The 20,214-nt window shown below is 60.5% G+C and carries 14 protein-coding genes and 4 pseudogenes; 14 read left to right on the top strand and 4 right to left on the bottom strand.

Annotated elements, in window-relative coordinates; all coding sequences use genetic code 11:
• Positions 1-3: 3 nt before the first annotated feature.
• The 14 genes and pseudogenes from JJQ51_RS00620 to glnH form a co-directional block, all read left to right on the top strand.
• Positions 4-870, top strand: a complete 867-nt coding sequence (locus tag JJQ51_RS00620) for an IS5 family transposase (protein ID WP_246661867.1) — start codon at positions 4-6, stop codon at positions 868-870.
• Positions 871-1,064: 194 nt separating this feature from the next.
• Positions 1,065-1,643, top strand: a complete 579-nt coding sequence (locus JJQ51_RS00615; protein WP_269244137.1) for a TetR/AcrR family transcriptional regulator — start codon at positions 1,065-1,067, stop codon at positions 1,641-1,643.
• Position 1,644: 1 nt separating this feature from the next.
• Entirely contained in the window at positions 1,645-2,247 is a 603-nt protein-coding gene (locus tag JJQ51_RS00610) for a 2-hydroxychromene-2-carboxylate isomerase (protein ID WP_269244136.1), read from the top strand.
• A 309-nt stretch (positions 2,248-2,556) separates the two neighbouring features.
• Complete coding sequence (locus tag JJQ51_RS00605) at positions 2,557-4,857, top strand: molybdopterin guanine dinucleotide-containing S/N-oxide reductase (protein WP_269244135.1); 2,301 nt, start codon at positions 2,557-2,559, stop codon at positions 4,855-4,857.
• Positions 4,858-5,044: 187 nt separating this feature from the next.
• On the top strand, positions 5,045-6,697 hold the full coding sequence (locus JJQ51_RS00600; RefSeq protein ID WP_269244134.1) for an ABC transporter substrate-binding protein: 1,653 nt from the start codon (positions 5,045-5,047) through the stop codon (positions 6,695-6,697).
• A gap of 33 nt (positions 6,698-6,730) precedes the next feature.
• Complete coding sequence (locus JJQ51_RS00595; protein WP_269244133.1) at positions 6,731-7,741, top strand: ABC transporter permease; 1,011 nt, start codon at positions 6,731-6,733, stop codon at positions 7,739-7,741.
• Positions 7,738-8,586 (top strand): ABC transporter permease, encoded by an 849-nt coding sequence (locus tag JJQ51_RS00590; RefSeq protein ID WP_113352285.1) that lies wholly within the window; start codon positions 7,738-7,740, stop codon positions 8,584-8,586. Before JJQ51_RS00595 ends, JJQ51_RS00590 begins: the two co-directional genes overlap by 4 nt.
• Positions 8,565-10,268, top strand: coding sequence for an ABC transporter ATP-binding protein (locus tag JJQ51_RS00585; protein WP_269244132.1), 1,704 nt, complete (start codon positions 8,565-8,567; stop codon positions 10,266-10,268). The genes JJQ51_RS00590 and JJQ51_RS00585 overlap by 22 nt, the downstream gene beginning before the upstream one ends.
• Positions 10,265-11,356 carry an LLM class flavin-dependent oxidoreductase gene (locus JJQ51_RS00580; RefSeq protein ID WP_113396177.1) on the top strand — a complete coding sequence of 364 codons (1,092 nt, stop codon included), beginning with the start codon at positions 10,265-10,267 and terminating at the stop codon, positions 11,354-11,356. The genes JJQ51_RS00585 and JJQ51_RS00580 overlap by 4 nt, the downstream gene beginning before the upstream one ends.
• A 141-nt stretch (positions 11,357-11,497) precedes the next feature.
• Positions 11,498-12,601, top strand: a complete 1,104-nt coding sequence (locus tag JJQ51_RS00575; protein WP_113396178.1) for an LLM class flavin-dependent oxidoreductase — start codon at positions 11,498-11,500, stop codon at positions 12,599-12,601.
• A complete protein-coding gene (locus JJQ51_RS00570) occupies positions 12,601-13,797 on the top strand; it encodes an acyl-CoA dehydrogenase family protein (RefSeq protein ID WP_152094337.1) in 1,197 nt (398 codons plus the stop codon). The genes JJQ51_RS00575 and JJQ51_RS00570 overlap by 1 nt, the downstream gene beginning before the upstream one ends.
• Positions 13,798-13,799: 2 nt before the next feature.
• Entirely contained in the window at positions 13,800-14,846 is a 1,047-nt protein-coding gene (locus JJQ51_RS00565; protein WP_269244131.1) for a ketopantoate reductase family protein, read from the top strand.
• A pseudogene (locus tag JJQ51_RS00560) lies at positions 14,833-15,238 on the top strand (NAD(P)H-dependent oxidoreductase); the annotation flags it as partial. The gene JJQ51_RS00565 and the pseudogene JJQ51_RS00560, both read left to right, overlap by 14 nt.
• 375 nt (positions 15,239-15,613) lie before the next feature.
• Positions 15,614-16,195, top strand: a pseudogene (gene glnH, locus JJQ51_RS00555) (glutamine ABC transporter substrate-binding protein GlnH); the annotation flags it as partial.
• Here glnH and JJQ51_RS00550 read toward each other — a convergent pair.
• From JJQ51_RS00550 to JJQ51_RS00535, 4 genes and pseudogenes are all read right to left on the bottom strand, one after another.
• Positions 16,191-16,448 (bottom strand): annotated as a pseudogene (locus JJQ51_RS00550) (ABC transporter permease); the annotation flags it as partial. The pseudogenes glnH and JJQ51_RS00550 sit on opposite strands and share 5 nt — an antisense overlap.
• Positions 16,429-17,579, bottom strand: a pseudogene (locus tag JJQ51_RS00545) (methionine ABC transporter ATP-binding protein). The pseudogenes JJQ51_RS00550 and JJQ51_RS00545, both read right to left, overlap by 20 nt.
• The gene (locus tag JJQ51_RS00540; RefSeq protein WP_269244129.1) at positions 17,567-18,370 is read right to left on the bottom strand and encodes a MetQ/NlpA family ABC transporter substrate-binding protein; all 804 of its coding nucleotides are present in this window, start codon (positions 18,368-18,370) and stop codon (positions 17,567-17,569) included. Before JJQ51_RS00540 ends, JJQ51_RS00545 begins: the two are co-directional and overlap by 13 nt.
• 533 nt (positions 18,371-18,903) lie before the next feature.
• Entirely contained in the window at positions 18,904-20,124 is a 1,221-nt protein-coding gene (locus JJQ51_RS00535) for an ATP-binding protein (RefSeq protein ID WP_152094995.1), read from the bottom strand.
• Between the last annotated feature and the right edge of the window lie 90 nt (positions 20,125-20,214).

Raw genomic sequence — 20,214 nt, 5'->3', positions numbered from 1 at the left:
AGCCTGACGCTTTGGATGACGCCAGCGGCGCTGTCATCCCGGCCGGCGCCGAAGAGAACAATGCGTGGCGGCCAGCCACGCTACTCGTGCCTGCCGATTGAGACTGCCCTGACCTTGGCCCTCGTATTCAGCTTGCGGCTGCGCCAGATGGAAGGTTCGCTGACTTCGGTGCTGCAATTGACGGGGCTAGATCTCGCCGTTCCCCATCATGCCACGCTGAGCCGGAGGGCAAGTTTGTGGCGATCGTCTGATCGGCGGCAAAGCCGCCCGGTTTCGAGAAATGAGCCCGTTCACGTCCTCATTGACAGCACCGGGGCCGAGGTCTACGGCGCTGGCCAGTGGCTGGAGGAAAAGCACGACACCAACTCCCGACGGACCTGGCGCAAACTGCACCTTGCACTGGATGCCGACAGCGGCGAGATCATCGCCCACGTCATGACCGACCAAGACACCGGCAACGGCTCGCAAGTCGAACCGCTGCTCGGCCAAATCGACACTCCGATCCGCCAAATCACGCCCGATGGTGCCTATGGTGGGAAGCCGACCTACAACGACGTCATCAAGCACGGCGCCGATGCTGTCGTCGTCATTCCGCCGCGCAACAATGCGATCAACTGCTCCGATACAGAAACCGCCAGTCAACGAGACCGGCACATCGCGGCGATCAACACGGGCGGACGGATGAAATGGCAAGCTGCGACCTGCCACGGCAAGCGTTCGCTGGTTGAGACCGCGATTGTCGGGCATCGACTGCGGCCACGATCCTTCCGCACGCAGCAGACGGAAGTCGCCATTGGCTGCACCGTGCTTAACCGGATGCTGGCATCCGAACGCCCGAAATCTGTCCGGTGCAAGCCGCCTACGACATAGCCACGGGATCATGGACTGGAATCCGGCCACTCCTTGAGCCATGCACCAACGCCATGTGTCGGAGCAAAAATATTTCCAGCGACCCATTCAAGCGGAATGACCTGTCTTTCTCTTAATGGTCGGAGGGCATAGAAATCTCCCTCGCTGCACTCGCATGTCAGCGCGCTGTTTCGAGAAGGCCCCGTAGCAATTCCATGAAAGCCTCCATTTCAGATCACATTCTTGCGTCTGCCGGCGCGCTTTTCTATCGAGAGGGTATCCGCGCTGTGGGCATCGATCGCATCATCGATGAGACCAAGGTCGCCAAGGCAACGCTCTACCGGCATTTTCCATCCAAGGATCATCTCGTCGCGGCCTATCTTAAGGATCGCCATGAGCGGGTAATCCGCTCTTTGGACGCCGTCTTCGCCGAGGCAGCAAATCCGCGAGATCAGCTCAACCTGATCTTCGAGCGTCTGCATGAAAAAGCAGATAGCCCTGAATTTCGAGGGTGCGCATTTGCGCTTGCGGTCGCCGAGCATGGCGATTCAGAACGCGTCGTTGCCGTCGCGCGCAACCACAAAGCAACGGTGCGTCATTTGTTTGCCTCGCTCATGACGAGAGCAGGCGTAGAAGCAGTCCAGCCGGCCGCCCATCTTTGCCTTCTCTACGAGGGAGCACTCGCGACAGTCGCCGTCGGCCGCGATCCCCAGGCTGTTCTGACCGCCAGAGACTGCGCGCTTTTTGTATTTGACGTCGCGGTTTCTTCGATCAAAAACGCTGAAAAGGCATAGCATGACAAAGGTAATTGACTATTTCTTCGGCATCGGCTCGCCCTGGTCCTTCATCGGCCTCGATGCGTTTACAGATCTTGCACAAGCGCACGACATGTTGATCCGCCCGCACGTCATTTCCGTAATCGAAGAGAACGGCGGTATCTATTCCCGCAACAGGCCCGAGGTTCGGCGCGCCTACTGGATGAAAGACCTGAAACGCTGGGCGGCTTTGCGCGGCAAGACGCTCAATTTCGAAAATCGCGCCGCCCTTTCGGACCCGACTCCCGCGGGCTTCATGGTCATTGCGGCCATCGAGGATCGTTTGGATTGGCTAAAACTAACCCGCGCGCTGCAGACGGCATTCTGGGCCGAAGCGGCGGATATCGGCCGGAGCGAGGTGCGTCAGGCGATCGCCCATTCCGTCGGCTTCAACGGTGCGAAGCTGGAAGAACGCGCGAAGACCGAGGCCATCCAGTCGATCTGGCGATCCAACATCGAGATCGCCAGGGCCGCCGGCGTCTTCGGTCTCCCGACGTTTCGCTACGAAAATGAGCTCTACTGGGGGCAGGATAGCCTGCCCTTCCTTGAGCGCCACCTGAATGGCGAGAAGATCGCCGTCTGACGGCGCGTCTGTGAGACTTGGTACCGGCCAACCCGCATCGATGCCTGATCGTGACGGCATAGCGCGATTCCGGCTGTCACGGTCAGCACGGAAAAGGACGTGAAAGATGGGCATCCTATCCCCCGAGCTATCGGTCCAACTACAGCAAGATTCGATAACCGCTTATCGACCTCGCACGCGTTGCGTGACCAGCATGGCCGTGGCGAATCCATCCCACGCCGGCGATCCGAGGGCATCATGAACCCCGGCAAGATCCTGCCTGGGTGAGGATTGCCGATCTTTCCACCCTCGTTCACGGGAGACGCTGCGATGGACGGCTTCAAACCCCACAGCTCTCATTGGGGCGCATTCTACGGACGGTACCGGGGCGACGTCCTCGAAATCCGTCCCCATCCCGCCGACCCGCATCCATCGCCCCTGCTCGGCAACCTGTCCGCAATCGCTCATAGCCCCGCCCGCATCCGGCGCCCGGCCGTCAGGCGCGGCTGGCTTGAAGGCCGGCCTGATAATGCCGGAAAACGTGGGAGCGACGGTTATGTCGAGGTCAGCTGGCCCGAAGCGCTCGATCTTGTCGCCAACGAGCTTCGCCGTGTTCACGCCGAAGCCGGACCGCAGGCCATTTTCGGCGGCTCGTACGGCTGGTCCAGCGCAGGGCGGTTTCATCATGCGCAAAGCCAGATCCACCGCTTCCTCAACGTGCTCGGCGGATATGTCAGATCGGTCAATACCTACAGTTCGGGCGCGGCGATGGTCATCATTCCGCATGTGCTCGGTCCTTACGATACCTTCGACCGAAAGAGCGTTACCTGGGAAGCGATAGAGCGCAGCAGCGAGCTGATCGTCGCCTTCGGCGGCATGGCGGTGAAGAATACCGATGTCCACGGCGGCGGCATCAGCCGGCACGTCGTACGCCCGGCGCTGAGCAGCGCCCGTGCGCGCGGCGCGCGTTTCGTCCTCATCAGCCCGCTCAAGGATGACATTGCAGGTGATCTCGAGGCCGAATGGCTGCCGGTCATCCCGGGAACGGATGTCGCGCTCATGCTGGCGATCGCCTTCGTGCTCATCAGCGAGGGACGGCACGATCGGGAATTTCTCGACCGCTATACGACAGGCTATCCACGCCTTGAGGCCTATCTGCTGGGACGCGAGGATGGCATCGAGAAGAGCCCGCAATGGGCAGCCGGCATCTGCGGTATCGCCGCCGAGACGATCGTGGATTTGGCGCGCAGCATGGCGAATGCCCGAACGCTGATCACCGTCAGCCATTCGCTGCAGCGCGCCGATTACGGCGAGCAGCCGGTCTGGATGGGGATCGTACTGGCGGCCATGCTCGGCCAGATCGGCCTGGATGGCGGCGGCTTTTCCTATTCGCTTGGTGCGCTCGGCAATATCGGCAAAAGCCAGCATGCCGTGCCCCTGCCGACGCTCAAGCAGTTTCACAATCCGGTGCCGGATTTCATTCCCGTCGCACGGATCGCCGACATGCTTCTGAACCCGGGCGAACCGTTCCATTACAATGGTCAGGCCCTGCATTATCCTGACATCCGCCTCGTCTATTGGGCCGGCGGCAATCCGTTCCACCACCATCAGGATCTCAACAGGCTTCGCCAGGCGTTCAAGAAGCCGGAGACGATTATCGTGCACGAGACGGCCTGGACGTCGTCTGCACGCCACGCCGATATCGTCCTGCCCGCAACCACGACGCTCGAGCGCGACGATATCGGTGCGGCCGACCGCGATCCGATGATGATCGCGATGAAGAAGCTGATTGAACCGGTCGGCGAAGCACGCTCCGACTACGAGATATTCGCTGATATTGCAGAGCGCCTCGGCAAGCGCGCTGAATTCACCGAAAACCGGTCAAGCCGTGAGTGGCTCGCTTTCCTCTTCGAGACCACGCGAACAGCCCTCGTCGCAGCCGGTCATCCGGCGCCGGACTTCGAAACGTTCTGGGAAAAGGGAGAGCTGCTGCTACCGGTAAGACCCGACGACGGCGGGCCTGCGCGCGCATTCCGGGCCGATCCGAACGCCCATCCGTTGCCGACGCCATCGGGCAAGATCGAAATTTTCTCCGAAACAATCGAGAGCTTTGGTTATGACGATTGCCGCGGCCATCCACGTTGGTATGGACCGGACCCGAAGACGGAGGCGGCGGAAGGTCCCTATCCTCTTTATCTCGTCTGCAACCAGCCCCACTCGCGCCTTCACAGCCAGCTGGACTATGGTGACTTCAGCCGTTCCACCAAGATCGGCGGCCGGGAACCGCTGCGCATCCACCCTGCCGATGCCGCAGAGCGTGGCATTTCGGACCGCGATATCGTCAGGCTGTTCAACGCCCGCGGCAGTTGCCTCGCCGCCGCTGTCATCAGTAGGGATGTAAGACCGGGTGTCATGCAGCTTGCCACCGGCGCATGGTTCGAGCCCGATAACGCTGAAGCTGCGATGGCCATGTGCGTTCATGGAAATCCGAACATCCTCACCCGTGACGCCGGCACATCGCAGCTTTCCCAAGGCTCGACGGGCCAGCTGACGAAGGTCGATGTCGAGCGCTTTACCGGTGAACCGCCGCCCGTACGCATTCTCGATGGAATGACGTTTATCGTCGGATAGACCGTCGTCACGCAATCCCACTCGCCCGGCACTCGACCGGCGGAAATCCTGATCCTCGTGCTTCAGATCGCGCTGACAAAATAATCTACAAATTTGATGGAAAAAGAACAACCAGTCTTTCTCGAAACCGATCCGCTCACATAGGCTCCTGTTCGTCATTAGCCCGGCAACCAAACAGGACTGCTTCATGAACGACCGTTCTCCTCGCCTTCTTCTTTCCCGGCGTCGTCTGCTGACCGCCACCTCTGCGCTGGCATTTGCCGCCCTGGTCGCAACAGCGAATGTAACCCCGGCATTGGCTGAGGACGGCGCGCATGATGGCGGAGATGTCGTCTTCCTGATCGATTCGCTGGGCGACACCTGGATTCCCAACAACAGCGCGATCTCAAGCTTTCAGGGCCATATCTGGGGCCATGTCACCGACAAGCTTCTTTATGTCGATGCCGACGGCAAGGTAAGCCCGTGGATCGCCGAGCGCTGGGAGCAGAATGACAATGCGACGGAATTCACCCTGCATCTGAAGACCGGCGTGACCTTCTCCGACGGGAGCCCGCTCGATGCAGCAGCCGTCGTTGCCAATCTCGACATCTGGTATGCCGGACGCAAGAGCGAGGGCATCAACCCGATCGGCCTGTTCCCCAAGACCTATGATCATGCCGAAGCCGTCGATGCGACGACCGTGAAGGTTTTCTTCAAGAAGCCGACCCTCGGCTTCATCCCGACACTCGGCTATCACGGCTCTATCCTCATCTCCCCGAAGACCATCGCCTCGCCGGCAAGCGCCCAAGCGGACCTGAGCAGGACCTCCGGCAGCGGGCCTTATGTCGTCGAGTCCTGGAAGGAAGGCGACTACGTCAAGCTTGCCAAGCGCAAGGATTACAACTGGGGTCCTGCCGCGGTCGGCCAGACCGGTCCCGCCCATCTCGATACGATCACCTACAAGCTCGTCTCGGAACCGTCGCTGCGCGTCGCGGCCGTCCAGTCCGGGCAGGCCGACGTTGCCTACAACGCATCGCCGCAGGAGCTCGAGTCTCTCAAGTCGGAAGGCCTCACGGTAGCGACGCCTCGCTATCTCGGCTTCGTCAACGGCTGGGCGATCAACACCAAGCTTGCGCCCTATGACGACGTGAGGGTTCGCCAAGCACTTCAGGCTGGCATCAATCGCCAGGAGATCATCGACACGGTCTATACGCCCGACTGGAAGCTTGCGACGTCGTTCATCCAGAGCAACGTTCCGGGTGCGACCGACCAGAGCCCGCTGCTTGCCTACAATCCTGAAAAGGCAGAGAAGCTTCTCGACGAGGCAGGCTGGAAGAAGGGAACGGACGGCATTCGCGTCAAGGATGGCAAGCCGCTGTCGCTGACGTTGAATTCCAACCCCTACCTCGCGACATCGAAATCGATCGACGAACTGATTGCCCAGCAGCTCGGCAAGATCGGCTGGAAGGTCGATATCCGTGCCTATGACGTCGTCACCTTCGGGCAGAAGGTAAAGTATGGCGGCGCGGGCGTACCGGCATATGAGGTGACGCGCTCCTTCATCGACGCCGGCACCGTCGCCAGCATCCTGACGAATGCCAACAATGGCGAGAACTGGTTCGCGCTCGACGAGAGCGACAAGACCCTCAACGACCTGCGCGACAAGATCGCCGGCGCCGGCTCCATCGAAGCCCGCAAACCGCTGCTCGATGAGTTGCAGACATACGTCCTCGACCAGGGTTATTTCATTCCGCGGACACAGATCGTCCAGCGCATCTATGTGCAGTCGCCTAAGCTCAAGGGAGCGGTCTACAACGGCGTCGCCTATGCCAGCTACTACACCGCCACGAAAAGCGAATAGTCCGGCCGTTCAACAGACACAGAGGTGATGGGCATGAGAAAAGCCTATTTCGTGTATGCCGGAAAGCGGCTCCTGCAAGCGATCGTCGTGATCCTGTTGTCTTATGTCTTCACCTTTGTCGTCGTCAGCATCCTGCCCGGCGATCCGATTACCAACGTCCTGAACAACCCGCAGAACGGCTTCACCCCGGATGAGATCAAGGAGATCATCGCCGCGCAGGGATTGGACAAGCCGGTCCCCGTGCAGCTCTGGAACGCCTTTTCCGGCTTCATGACTGGCGATCTTGGTCTGTCGATGCGAACTAACCGGCCGGTGGCAACGCTGATCGCGGAGGTTCTGCCGTCGACACTCGTGCTTGCCTCGGCGGGGCTCGCGGTTGCGCTGTTCCTGGCGGCAATCATCGCCTACGGCACGCAATTTCTGCCCCGGCGGCTTGGCCAGGGACTGCTCCGCGGCTTCCCGTCCCTGTTCCTGTCGGTTCCGAACTTCGTGATCGGCCTGGTGCTGATCCATCTCTTCGGCTTTCAGCTCGGCGTCTTTCGCGTCATCCAGCCCGACAGTTTCTGGGCAACGCTTTTCGCGGCGATCGCCCTCGGCATTCCGATCTCGGCACAGATCGCCGAAGTCCTGATTGCCAATCTCGACCATGAATCCAGCCAGGATTATGCCGCCGTCGCACGTGGACGCGGGCTCGGCCAGATGCGTCTCTTCGTCATGCACCTGCTCAAGCCCTCATCGCTTCCGGTCATCACGGTCGTCGCTTTGACGATCGGCGAATTGCTCGGGGGCTCGCTGATAACCGAGACGGTGTTTGGCCGAAACGGGCTCGGCAGCCTGGTGCAGCGGTCGGTCAGCACGCAGGACCTGCCGGTCCTGCAAGCCGTCGTCTCGCTCGCCGCAGTGGTCTTCGTGGTCGTCAACCTGATCGCCGACCTTACCTATCCGCTGCTCGATCCGCGCGTCAAACTTCTCGGCGGGCAAGACCGCCGTCCGACGACTGCCGACGACAGCTCTCTCCCCATCTCCAAGGGGCTGACCCCATGACACTTGCCTCTGTTTCCTCCACCCCCCGCACGACCGCGCTCAGCCGTCTGACGGGCCTGCGCGTGCCGCCCGTCGTCATCCTTTCGTTTCTGGTCGTTGCTCTGGCGATCGGCTGGTCTTTGGCGCCCAGCCTGTTTACCCATTACGATCCGGTGAACGGCACTCCCGCTCAAAAGCTGCTCGGCCCAAGTGCGGCACACTGGTTCGGTACTGACCATCTCGGCCGCGACCTCTATACACGCGTCGTCTATGGCACGGCTTCTTCGGTGGCGAGCGCACTGATTGCAGTCGTCATCGGCGTCGTCGCCGGCGGAATTATCGGACTGCTGGCCGGCTTCTTCGGCGGCTGGGTGGACACGGTCTTTGCCCGGCTCGTCGATGTGTTGCTGGCCATCCCCAAATTCCTGCTGGCGGTCATCGTCGTCACCGCAATCGGTTTCGACACGACCAATGCGGCAATCGCGACCGGCATCTCAGCCGTTGCGCTGTTTGCCCGGGTGATGCGCTCCGAAGTCATCAAGACCCGACAGGCCACATTCGTCGAATCGTCCTTCCTCCTCGGTGGCTCGCGCTGGCACATTCTGTGGCGTCACGTGCTTCCGAACGCATCGCGATCGGTGCTGCCGCTTGCCGTCCTGCAGTTTGGCGATTCCATCCTGGTGATCGCCAGCCTCGCCTTCCTTGGCTACGGCGATCCGCCGCCGGCCTCCGACTGGGGTCTGCTGATCTCGATCGGCAAGGATTACCTCAAATGGCCCTGGCTGGTTTATGCCCCGGCCCTCGTCACGATCGCAACCGTCCTCTCTGTAAACAGGATCAGCCGATGGCTCCGCAAGACAGACTGACCATGCTTTCAAACCGCCCATCGACCCCGCTGCTGCGGGCCGAAGGATTGTCGGTCGCCTACAGTACCCATAGGGTCGTCAGCAATGTCGGCTTCGAGCTTGGACGCGGCAAAGGTCTCGCGCTGATCGGCGAATCCGGATCGGGAAAATCGACCATCGCCCGCGCCGTCCTGCGACTGCTTCCCGCAGCGGGACATGCCACGGGCCGCGTCGAATTCGAGGGCCAGGAGCTTCTGGGGCTTCCGGAGCGCCGCTTCCGTCCATTCAGGGGACGCAGGATCGGTTTCGTGCCGCAGGACCCCGGCAACTCCTTGAACCCGGTCCGCACCATCGGCGCGCAGGCGATGGAAGCGGCCGCACTGCTCGACGAAACGGACAAGGTGCTTCGCAAGGCACTCGTTCTTGAGACATTCGCACAGGTCGGGCTCGACAATCCCCAGCGCGTCTACGACTCCTATCCGCATCAACTTTCCGGCGGCATGCTCCAGCGCGTGCTGATCGGGCTCGCCGTTCTGCCGCGGCCGTCGCTGCTGGTCGCAGACGAGCCGACCTCCGCGCTCGATGTGACGATCCAAAAGCGGATTCTCGACCTGTTGTCGAAGTTGCAGGAGGAACTGCAGATCAGTCTTCTCCTGATCACCCACGACCTGGCGATCGCAGCCGAGCGCGCGGATTCCATCGTGGTCCTCAAGGACGGCATCGTCCAGGAGGCTGGCAGTACCGCTACGATATTCTCCGCGCCTTCCTCCTCTTACGCCAGAAAACTTCACGGCGACGTGCCGGCACTCAACCCGAACCGGTACCGGCCGTTGCGAGAGCCCGGTTTCCGGCATCTTGGCGCCCCGCGTGAAAGGACACCGAAGATCGAGGTCAGCGGCGTAACGAAGACCTTCACCGTCGACGGCAAGGTGCTGACCGCCGTCAACGACGTCTCGTTCGACGTTCAGGCGGGAACGACGCATGCGCTGGTCGGTGAATCCGGATCCGGAAAGACAACGGCGATCCGGCTTCTGCTCGGGCTTGAGCAGCCCGACGCCGGGAAGATCACTGTTGGCGGCGAACAGGTCAACGGTCGATCACCCGAACAGCTGCGCTCTGTCTGGCGGCACCTGCAGCTCGTCTACCAGAACCCCTTCACATCGCTTGATCCGACCTGGAACGTCGAGAGGCTCGTGCGCGAGCCGCTGGACCGCTTCAAGATCGGGACCCATCAGGAGCGGGCACTTGCGGTGCGCAGGGCGTTCGCAAACGTCGGGCTGGGAGAGCATCTCCTGTCCCGCAAGCCCGCCGCCTTGTCTGGCGGCCAGCGCCAGCGCGTCGCCATTGCCCGCTCGCTTGTCCTGAAACCTGACGTGATCGTGCTTGACGAGCCTACCTCCGCGCTCGACGTCAGCGTTCAGGCCGATATTGTCGAGGTACTGCTGTCGCTGCAGGTCAAGCTCGGCCTTACCTATATTTTCGTGTCGCATGATCTGGCGCTCGTGCGCCAGCTTGCCCACACGGTCTCGGTCATGCAGCGCGGACGCATCGTCGAGCATGGCACCGTGGGTGAGATCTTCGACACCCCCCGCCAGGCCTATACGCGCTCGCTGTTGGAATCGATCCCTTCGGGTGCCGCACGTTTCACACGCACCCAACCCCCGCAGCACCGGCCGATCTTCGACAAGGAAAAGATTGCATGACCGTCATCGCCCCCGCCGCGGCGCCGTCCGCGTCATTCCGTCCGAAGAAGCGGCTTGGCTTCAACACGCGCGTCTCGTTCAACGACGAGACCGGGCCTGCCCACGGCTTGCGGGAGGGCATCGAACTTTTCAAGGCGGCCGAACGTCTGGGCTACCAGTCGGGCTGGGCCTATCAGCGCCATTTCGACCATTATCTGTCCTCACCGCTCCCCTTCTTTGCCGCAGCCGGCCAACACACCAGCCATATCGTCCTCGGTTCGGCCGTCATTCCGATGCGCTATCAGGACCCCATCCTGCTGGCGGAAGCCGCAGGCACGACAGATCTCCTGATCGGCGGCCGGCTGGAACTGGCGATCTCGACCGGCTCCAACGCCGCCTTCGATGCCGTCTTCGGCACGGTCGATACCGATGCCCGGACGGAAGCCAAGCGCCGTCAGGCCCGTTTTCTTTCCGCGATCGCAGGCGAAGTTCTGCACACCATCACAGGACCCGGCCAGGGTGCCGCGGAGGGCAGCCAACTGAGGGTGACGCCGCATAGTCCGACCCTTCGCTCGCGCATCAGACAGGGCTCCGCCAGCCTTGGATCGGCGATACAAGCCGCCGAACTCGGCATCGGGCTGATAGCGGGAACCGTACAGCATGATCACGCCGAAGGTGAGAGCTTCGCAGATTATCAGGCGCGCTGCATCGAGGCTTTCCGAGCCACCTGGCGGAGGGAACGGACAAGCGAGCCGCCGCCTGTTGCTGTGGCAGCGTCAATCCTGGTCGGCACCACGCCGGACCTTCGCGAAAAATACGCCGCCTATGATCTCGAGCGTCGCACCCAAGGCATTGCGGCATCGCGGCCGAAGGGCGCGCTTGAGCCGAGCTCGCGGACCAATCAGCCGCCAGGAAGCCAGATCTCACCGGTCTTCCACGGCACGCCGGACCAGGTCATGGAAGCGGTGCTCAGTGATCCCGGCCTTGCCGCGGCCGACGAAGTCGTCCTCTTTCTGCCGCCTGCCTTCGACCTTGCCGAGAACATCCGGCTGCTCACCGATCTTACTGAAACCGTCGCTCCAAGCCTCGGTTGGTCGCCCGACTGGTAAGGCCGCCGCCCGGCCAGATCTTCCGCGGGAGCGATTAGGGAATATTTTCTATAGTTTCAATGGAAATAGAAAGACCTGTCTTCCTTACTTCTTAGCTGCCGCCTAACTTTTGTCCAACATTCGACAATCAGAGGAGCTCCCATGTCCGCGGAATTCATCAGCGTTAGCTTTCCCAACGCCTCGAACGATCTCAATCCCATCCCGGACGCTCCGGTGGATCCCAGCTATCTCGAGCGCTATGCACGCGCGCTCGATGACTACGGCTTCAACTATACGCTGATCCCCTACTCGTCCTCCTCCTTCGACCCATTCACCATTGGCGCCACCGTCCTTGCGCATACGAAGAACATCAAGATCATCGTCGCGCTCAGGCCTAATACCATCTATCCGACGGTCGCGGCCAAATCGCTTGCCACACTTGACCAGTTGAGCGGCGGGCGCGTGGTCGTCCACTTCATAGCCGGCGGCAGCGACGAGGAACAGGCGCGCGAGGGCGACTTCCTCGACAAGGAGCAGCGCTACGAGCGGCAGGAGGAATATATCCGTATCCTGCGGCTTGCATGGAGCTCAACGGAGCCCTTTGATTTCGACGGCAAATACTACCAATTCAAGCAATTCCGCAGTGCCGTTCGCCCGACGCACGGACTGATCCCGATCTCGCTCGGCGGATCATCGGACGCCGCCTACCGCATTGGCGGCTCTCTCTGCGACATCTTCGGACTGTGGGGCGAGCCTCTGGCGGAAACCAAGCAGCAGATCGAGCGGATCTATGCCGAGGCGGCAAAGGCCGGTAGGACCGACCGGCCTCGAATCTGGGTGACCTTCCGTCCGATCGTCGCGGAGACCGACGAACTGGCTTGGGAAAAAGCTCACCGGGTCCTCGATCGCCTTAAGGAAAACCGGGAAAAGGGCCTTCATCGCGCGCCGCCCACCGCCCCTCGCCCCGCCAATGTCGGATCGCAGCGGCTTCTCGACATTGCCGCACGCGGCGACGTCCATGATCGCGCCCTATGGTATCCGACGGTTACTGCGACCAATGCCTCCGGGGCAACTACCGCGCTTGTCGGATCGCCGCGCACGATCGCCGATTCGATCCTCGACTATATCGATCTCGGCGCCGACCTGATCTCTATCCGCGGCTACGACAACTTCAACGACGCCGTCGACTACGGCCGCCACATCCTGCCGCTGGTGCGTGAGGGCATACGCGAACGGGAAGACGCAAAGAAAAAGGCCGCGGCTTGATGATCGCCCATGACACGCCTTTCGATCCAGGCCTGCTGAAGGCGACAACGCGTGCTCTTGCGGACGCTGCCCCGGAGGCGGACCGGACCGGGGACTTCCCATGGGTCGGTATCCGCGCGGTTCATCAAAGCGGCCTGCTCGAAAGCACCGTCGCGGAGAGATATGGTGGCGCCGGCGCAACCCTATACGAGGTCGCGACGATCCTTGCGGCGCTCGGGCGGGGTGATCCGTCGGTCGCGCTCATCAGCGCAATGACGATCTTTAGCCATCTCGGCCAGGCAACAAAAAGCCATTGGCCGGAGGATCTCTATACGAGCCTGCTCGCGCAGGCCAAGCAGCGTCCGCTGCTTCTCAACGCGGCGCGTGTCGAGCCCGAGCTCGGCTCACCCGCCCGTGGCGGCCTGCCGGCGACGGTCGCTCGCCGTACCGCCACCGGCTGGTCGATCACCGGCCGCAAGCGCTTCGTCACCGGCGCGCACGGACTGACCCATTTCCTGGTCTGGGCACACACCGATGAAACACCCGCCCAGGTGGGAACATTCGTCGTTCCGAACAAGCTTCCGGGCATTCGCGTGATCGAGAACTGGAACAGCCTTGGCATGCGTGCCTCCGGCTCTCACGATGTCGAATATACCGATGTGGAAATCCCGCTGGAAAATGTCATCGATCTCGTCGATCCATCCGTTGCCCAGCAGGACAACCGTGCCCACGCAGCAATCACGTTGGCGCTGACCGCGCTCTATCTGGGGGTGGCCGAAGCGGCACAGGAGGCGTTCATCCGTTTTGCCCACGAGCGTGTTCCAACAAACCTCGGCCATCCGATCGCTCGTACCGAACGCTTCGTGACGCTTTCCGGTGAAATCGACCTCCTCGTCTCCGGCGCCCGGCAGATCATTTTCGATGCCCTGAAGGACAAGCAAGCCGAGGCCGAAAAGCACATACGGGCCCGGCTGCTTGCGGGCCGGCAGCTGCGCGACGCGGTACAGATCGCCGTGCGCGGCATTGGTAATCCCGGCCTCGGGAACGAACTGGGACTGGAACGCCATTTCCGGGACATTCAGTCGGTGCTCGTCCATGCGCCGCAGGAAGACACATCCATTTCCATTCTCGGGCGCGCCGCCTTCGAACGTTGGAAGAGCGAAAGGGACGCGCCATTGGCGCCTCCGGCCAGTCTCACCGTATTGAAGACGGCCTGATCATGACACGCTACATCATCATCGGTGCCGGCGCGGTCGGCGCGAGCCTTGCTGCCGAGTTCGAAACGCATGGCATTCCCTATGTGCTCGTTGGACGCGGCGCCCAGATTGCCCATATCGCCGCTCACGGTCTCTCGTATCGACGGGCGGGCGCACACAGTGTGCTCCGGCTCAAGACCGCCGACACAGCTTCGCCGCCAACGCTTCGCCCGGGTGATATTCTTGTCCTTGCGGTCAAGGCACAGGATGTCGAGTCGGCCACGAAATTCTGGGCCTGGCGGCAGGTCGAGGGTAAAGGCTCTGCATCGGAACTGCCTCTCGTAACATTGCAAAACGGGCTCGCCGCGGAAGATATCGCGCTGCGGCGCTTCGATCGTGTCTATGCGGCCAGTATCCGCATTCCGGCGTGCTACACCGTCACCGGCGAGGTCGTCGTCGGAGGCGAGCCAAATGTCGGCATCGTCGCCCTTGGCCGCTATCCCGAAGGGCTCGACGACACGGCCGTGTCGATCGTCGCCGATCTTGCAAAGGCGGGCTACCTCGCCGAAGCACGCCCCGACATCCGGCGATGGAAGGCAGCCAAGCTCGAACATAACGTTACCAATGCGGTCGAGCTTTTCGCAGGTTCTCCCGAGCTTCGCTCAGAGGCCGCAGCCAGGTTGGCCCAAGAGGCACGCGCCGTTCTCATTGCTGCCGGTTACGATCCGGCAGCCCCCTCGGAGTGGACGATCGACATCTCGTCCTGGCGCGTCGCGCCAGAGAGCGGCATCAAGCCCGGCCAGCAATCGACCTGGCAAAGCTTCACCCGCGGCACCTCAAGCGAGGTCGATTATCTGAACGGCGAAATCGTCCGGCTAGGAAGAATTCACGGCGTCGCAGCACCTATCAACGCAGCCTTCCAGCGGGCAGCAGCGAGGCTTGCGATCGATGGCCATTCCCCAGGCACGCGAGATATTGGCGAATTCTATCCCGTCATTACCGAAAGGGCAGCACTGAGCGGGCATGCGGCCCCGCAAACCGACAGAAAGGAAAGATATGGGAACCCCTAGGATCGCCGCGATATCTGGAAGCTTTAGTCGGCCTTCCAAAACCACAGCGCTCGTGCAGCATGTCGCCGGACGCGCAAGCGATCGCTACGGCTTTGATAGGGTGACTTACGACATGATTGATGTCGGGCCATCGCTCGGTACTTCTCTTCTGGCGCAAAGAACTCGATGACAAGGCACAGCATGTCATCGAGGAGATTGTCGACGCCGATATTTTGATCGTCGGTGCTCCAACCTATAAGGGTACATATCCTGGCCTGTTCAAGCATCTGATCGATCTCATCGCCCCCCATGAGCTCAAGTCGAAACCGATCCTCATCACGGCAACTGGCGGCGGCGATCGTCACGCGCTGATGGCGGAGCACCAGTTGCGCCCATTATTTGGATTTTTCATGCCTCGCGCTGCAGGACAGCGAAACCGGTCATAGCAAGGCTGTTCGCCCTCGGCGGGCTGGGAGCCAAGCCCCCCGAAACCCTTCCGAAACATCAGGGACAATTGAGCTTTTCTTGAGTTTTGAAACAGATGTTGCGATTTTGCATCATGCGGTTCATGTGTTTCATATTTCAGCAGATCGCATCGTGTTTAATCAATCGGCTTGACGAGGGTTCGTCCGCACGTGCTTCCCGTGCATCCTAAGTCATTCTGCCATATGGTTTTTTCGCCATGATCTTTGTCTACCTACGGAGGTGATGGGTACGACGAAGGCACAAAATTGGGGCAGAGGCTGATTTCCACGCGAAATCGCCACGCAAATTTTCAATGCGACAAGATCAATAAAGCGTTCTACATTTGCGTACAGGGTGCCGCTCAGGCGAAAGACCTCGTCGTGGCCACCGATACCGCCTTCGTGCCGTTCGAATTCAAACAAGGCGACAAATATGTAGGCTTCGATATCGACCTGTGGGATGCGGTCGCCAAGGATATCGGCGTGACCTACACGCTTCAGCCGATGGACTTCAACGGTATCATCCCTGCACTCCAGACCAAGCAGGTCGATGTTGGCCTCGCCGGCATCACCATCAAGGACGAGCGCAAGAAGGTCATCGATTTCTCCGACGGCTATTACGATAGCGGTTTCCTGCTGATGGTACCTGCAGACAGCAAAATTGTCGGCCCAGCCGACCTGAAAGGCAAGACGCTCGCAATCAAGACCGGCACCTCTGCCGCCGACTACGCCAAGGCGAACTTCAAGGACACGGAACTGCGCCAGTTCCCCAATGTCGACAACGCCTACATGGAACTTCAGACCGGTCGAGTGGACGCCGCCATGCACGATACGCCGAACGTGCTCTATTACATCAAAACCGCCGGCGGCGGAAAGGTAAAGGCCGTGGGCGAGCAGATGATGTCGTCCCCGTGATCAGCCGGGTGAGCGGCAGCAGCGCGACGAGTAGCACGATGAACGGCGTGGCGCGAAAGCCGTTGATGATCGCTGCCAGAACGCGCTGGGTTTTCGGAGCCTCGATCAGCCCGCCGGGCTGGGCAAGTACCAGAAACACTGCAAGCGGAATGCCTGCCGCAAATGCGATCAGCGAGGAGACACCGACCATCACAATCGTGTCGAGCAACGCCTGCCACAGGCGCTCATACATCATCGCCGACATAGCCGAGTATCCTGACTTGATGAGCGAGATTTTCGAGACCCTTGGGCACCGTCGTTGTCGCCCCGTTGATGGAAATGAGCAGGCGACCACTCACATGTCCCTGAATGCGGTCGAGCGAACTCTGCAGGACCCGCGTCGACGTACCCAGTGCATTGGCGATCGCTGCGACGTCTGGCTCCAAGCCGCCCAGTCCAGTGTAAGACAGTTCCATGATCGTTCGCCTTGTCTCTCGATCCGGCTGACCGCGAAGTCGACTTGGACGTCTTCAGGGATGTCGCGGTTCAATGGTTGGAGCAATGCCCGGGTTGCCGGATGGGTCGGATTTCCAAAGACCTGCCAGACAGGGCCGGTTTCCGCAACGCTTCCCTCGTCGAGGACCAAAACCTGGTCACAGATCTCACGAATGACGCTCATCTCGTGCGTGATGAGAATGATCGTCAGATTGAGCCGGCGGTTGATGTCCTTGAGAAGCGCAAGTATCGAAAGAGTCGTTTCCGGATCAAGTGCGGACGTGGCCTCGTCGCAGAGCAGGATCTCCGGCCGGTGAACGAGTGCCCGCGCGATGCCGACCCGTTGCTTCTGTCCGCCCGACAGCCGCGACGGGTAGGTCTTTTCCTTGCCCTCGAGCCCGACGAGCGACAGAACCTCCGCGACACGCTCTTCGATTTGGCGCTTCGGAACGCCCGCGACGATCAGTGGGAACGCGACATTGCCCCAGACGGACTTCGACGACAGGAGGTTGAAGTGCTGGAAGATCATTCCGATCCTGCGGCGAAGCCCAACAAGCCCGTTTTCGTCGAGCGACGAGACATCGACGCCGTCCACCGTCACACGTCCGCCAGTCGGCCGTTCCAGGCGGTTGATCGTGCGAAGAAGGCTCGATTTGCCTGCGCCGCTCCGACCGATGATGCCGTAGATCGATCCGGCAGGCACATCGACGGAAATACCGCGAAGCGCGTGCACCTCGCCTGCCGACGACTTGTAGCGCTTCTCGACATCAGTGAACGATACTGTGCCGACATTTTGTCCCGGAAGAGCGTGCTCCACCGGGACTGTTGCGATTGCCGGAGCCTGCGGCTTGTCGCCTTCTGCTTCGGACTTGCGTCGTACCGTTGCGTTCAATGTACCCATGGCAGCGTATAGAGCTTGGGGTCCGAGGCGAACGCCTTGTCGATCGCGCCCCTCACGGCGTCCGATTTCTGATAGAGATCGACCAGTTCCTTGATCCCGGCATCGTCGACCTTCGCCGACTGCACTGCGAAGACGATTGCGAACTGCTTGTCGTCAACGCCGGAATAGAGCAATCCCGAGCTCGGATTGAACGCCTTCGATGCGACGATGAAGTGCGGGTAGCCCTGCGCGAGATCGACGTCTGCGGTCACGCGGGAGAGCTGCGGCCCTTCGACCTCGTTGAACGTGAGGTGCTTCGGATTGTCGATGATGTCGTCAAGCGTCCCCTTGAATCCGACGCCATCCTTGAGCTTCAGAAGGCCCGCCTTCTGCAGGAGAAGAAGGCCGCGTCCCTGGTTCACGGGGTCGTTGGCGATCGCAACGGTGCCCTTGTCCGGGATCTCGTCGAAGCTCTTATGCTTGAGGGAATAAAGGCCGATGTTGGCGAGCACGCCGATACCGGCGCTCTTGAAGTCGTATCCACGCTCCTTGATGGCGTTGTCCAGAAACGGCTGATGCTGGAAATAGTTCACGTCGATATCGCCCGACTGCAGGGCTATGTTCGGCGTCGTCCAGTCGGTGAATTCGACAACCTGGATGTCGAGCCCCTTCGCCTTCGCTTCAGGAACCAGTGCCTCGATGGAGTCGGCATACACTCCTGGGACGACGCCCACCTTGATCGTTTCGGCGCTGACGCTGCTAGCGAAAGTCAATGCCGCGAGTGCGACGATGCCTGCAAAGTATTTTCTCATAGACGTCCCCTGTTAATTTCGCACGAGATTATTGTCCATGAAGCCGTAGACAAAGCAGATTTTGCCGACACTGATTGTGGTCAGGGAATAATTTTGCGGCGCAGCAACAGAGTCAGGCGACTTAGCGCTGCAACCCTCACGCATTGTGTCGTCGGCGGATGTTTATGGTCCGCCAACCGAAAATCCCAGGAACGGCTGCTGTTGGCGTTCACAAACGCACGCACCCGTTTACTACTCACGCAAAAAAACGGAGTGTATTTATGCTCTTGATTAGATTCGAACCCGCGGCGACGTGTATCATTTCTCTTTGCTGAGGCGACGCTATTGTGGATACGATCCTATTAACCAGCCTGATTCTAGCGCTGCCAAGTCTTCCAGTTTGGGCAGTATTCACCGCCTACGTGGCGATTGTCGGAAATCAGATCTGCTTTGGCTTGCTTTAGCACCCCTTACGGCAACAGGTCCATCTCAAAACAGGTTTGATGGACAGGCTGTGCCTTGTGCGCGATGATTTGCAGATTGTCGGATGATCATCAGCCCCATAAGGCGGACAATGGCGCTGCGGCCAACCTGTCGCCGAAGGGAACGAAATCGGTGCTATCGTACAGCACTACACCGTAGGCGAACCGGTCCTTGCACGCTTCGGCCAGGGTCCGCAGTCCGGCGAAGTCACCGGATTTCACCGTCGCTGAGGCCTTAACCTCGATCCCCACGATCATGCCATCATCGCGTTCTAGGACGATGTCCACCTCATGCATCTGTTGATCGCGAAAATGATATGGCGTCAGGCGTAAGTCGGACGCATCCGAGAGCTTCAGGATTTCGGCAAACACGAAGCTTTCCAGAAGCGCGCCAAATACGCTGCGGTCCGCCTTTGTCCGATCGAACGTCAACCCGCGCACCGCTGCGAGAAGGCCGGAATCGAGAAAATGTAGCTTAGGCGTCTTGGCGATCCGCTTCAGCGCGTTTGTGTACCAAGGCTGCAATGTCGAGACGAGGTAGACCTGCTCCAACAGCGCCACATAGCGCTGCCCCGTCTTGTGGCTGACATGGATGCTGGAGCCGAACTGCGAATAGTTGACCAACTGCCCCGAATGCTCCGCCAGCAGTCGAACAAATTTCGGCAGCTCGGTCAGCTTCTCGATCTCGGCGATGTCTCTAAGATCGCGGGTCAGAACAGATGTCAGATAGGACCGAGCCCAATCTTGTCGTCGCCGTTCGCTCTCGCGGCTAATCGCCTCGGGAAAACCTCCTAACAGCACGAGTTGGATGAGGTCGTCGCCGACAATCGCCTCTCGGTTTCCCTGAAGCGTCCCCTCAAATAGTCGTTCGAGGAACGTCGGCGTCTGACTTTTTATTTCAGCGCGAGCAAGTGGCAGCATTCGAATGGTTTCCATCCGTCCCGCTAGACTGTCGGCAACTCGCGGCAAGGTGAGCACATTGGCCGAGCCAGTCAGGAGGAAGCGCCCGGGACGATAGCCCTCGTCCACCGTCTTTTTGATCGCAAGCAGCAGATCGGGCGCGCGCTGGACCTCATCGATTATGGCGCGATCGAGGCTGCGAATGAAACCGGTCGGATCGGATTGCGCGGCATCGAGCGTCGTCTGATCGTCGAGAGTAATATAGGTCCGACCGGCCTCCCCGATTTTCCGGACAAGTGTGGTTTTGCCTGCCCGGCGCGGTCCTACGATCAGGACCACCGGGGTATCTGAAAGGGCTTCCTCCACCCGGTGCGCGACGAGACGTTCGTACATGCTTTCTCCGAATCTCTGACAGTTGGAAATTTGCACCATGATAATTGGAAGTCAACGTCATCAGGATTGGAAATTACTAAACCGTGATCT

This window comes from Rhizobium sp. AG207R, from assembly GCF_027109195.1.
Classification (GTDB): Bacteria; Pseudomonadota; Alphaproteobacteria; order Rhizobiales; family Rhizobiaceae; genus Rhizobium; species Rhizobium dioscoreae.
The sequence above is the reverse complement of the archived record's forward strand: the minus strand, read 5'-3'. Positions and strand labels throughout refer to the sequence as shown.

Excerpts from the sequence above, each read along its gene's own strand:
- JJQ51_RS00615 (WP_269244137.1), top strand. The coding sequence starts at position 1,065 with ATGAAAGCCTCCATTTCAGATCACATTCTTGCGTCTGCCGGCGCGCTT.
- JJQ51_RS00610 (WP_269244136.1), top strand. The coding sequence starts at position 1,645 with ATGACAAAGGTAATTGACTATTTCTTCGGCATCGGCTCGCCCTGGTCC.
- JJQ51_RS00605 (WP_269244135.1), top strand. The coding sequence starts at position 2,557 with ATGGACGGCTTCAAACCCCACAGCTCTCATTGGGGCGCATTCTACGGA.
- JJQ51_RS00600 (WP_269244134.1), top strand. The coding sequence starts at position 5,045 with ATGAACGACCGTTCTCCTCGCCTTCTTCTTTCCCGGCGTCGTCTGCTG.
- JJQ51_RS00595 (WP_269244133.1), top strand. The coding sequence starts at position 6,731 with ATGAGAAAAGCCTATTTCGTGTATGCCGGAAAGCGGCTCCTGCAAGCG.
- JJQ51_RS00590 (WP_113352285.1), top strand. The coding sequence starts at position 7,738 with ATGACACTTGCCTCTGTTTCCTCCACCCCCCGCACGACCGCGCTCAGC.
- JJQ51_RS00585 (WP_269244132.1), top strand. The coding sequence starts at position 8,565 with ATGGCTCCGCAAGACAGACTGACCATGCTTTCAAACCGCCCATCGACC.
- JJQ51_RS00580 (WP_113396177.1), top strand. The coding sequence starts at position 10,265 with ATGACCGTCATCGCCCCCGCCGCGGCGCCGTCCGCGTCATTCCGTCCG.
- JJQ51_RS00575 (WP_113396178.1), top strand. The coding sequence starts at position 11,498 with ATGTCCGCGGAATTCATCAGCGTTAGCTTTCCCAACGCCTCGAACGAT.
- JJQ51_RS00570 (WP_152094337.1), top strand. The coding sequence starts at position 12,601 with ATGATCGCCCATGACACGCCTTTCGATCCAGGCCTGCTGAAGGCGACA.
- JJQ51_RS00565 (WP_269244131.1), top strand. The coding sequence starts at position 13,800 with ATGACACGCTACATCATCATCGGTGCCGGCGCGGTCGGCGCGAGCCTT.
- JJQ51_RS00540 (WP_269244129.1), bottom strand. The coding sequence starts at position 18,370 with ATGAGAAAATACTTTGCAGGCATCGTCGCACTCGCGGCATTGACTTTC.
- JJQ51_RS00535 (WP_152094995.1), bottom strand. The coding sequence starts at position 20,124 with ATGTACGAACGTCTCGTCGCGCACCGGGTGGAGGAAGCCCTTTCAGAT.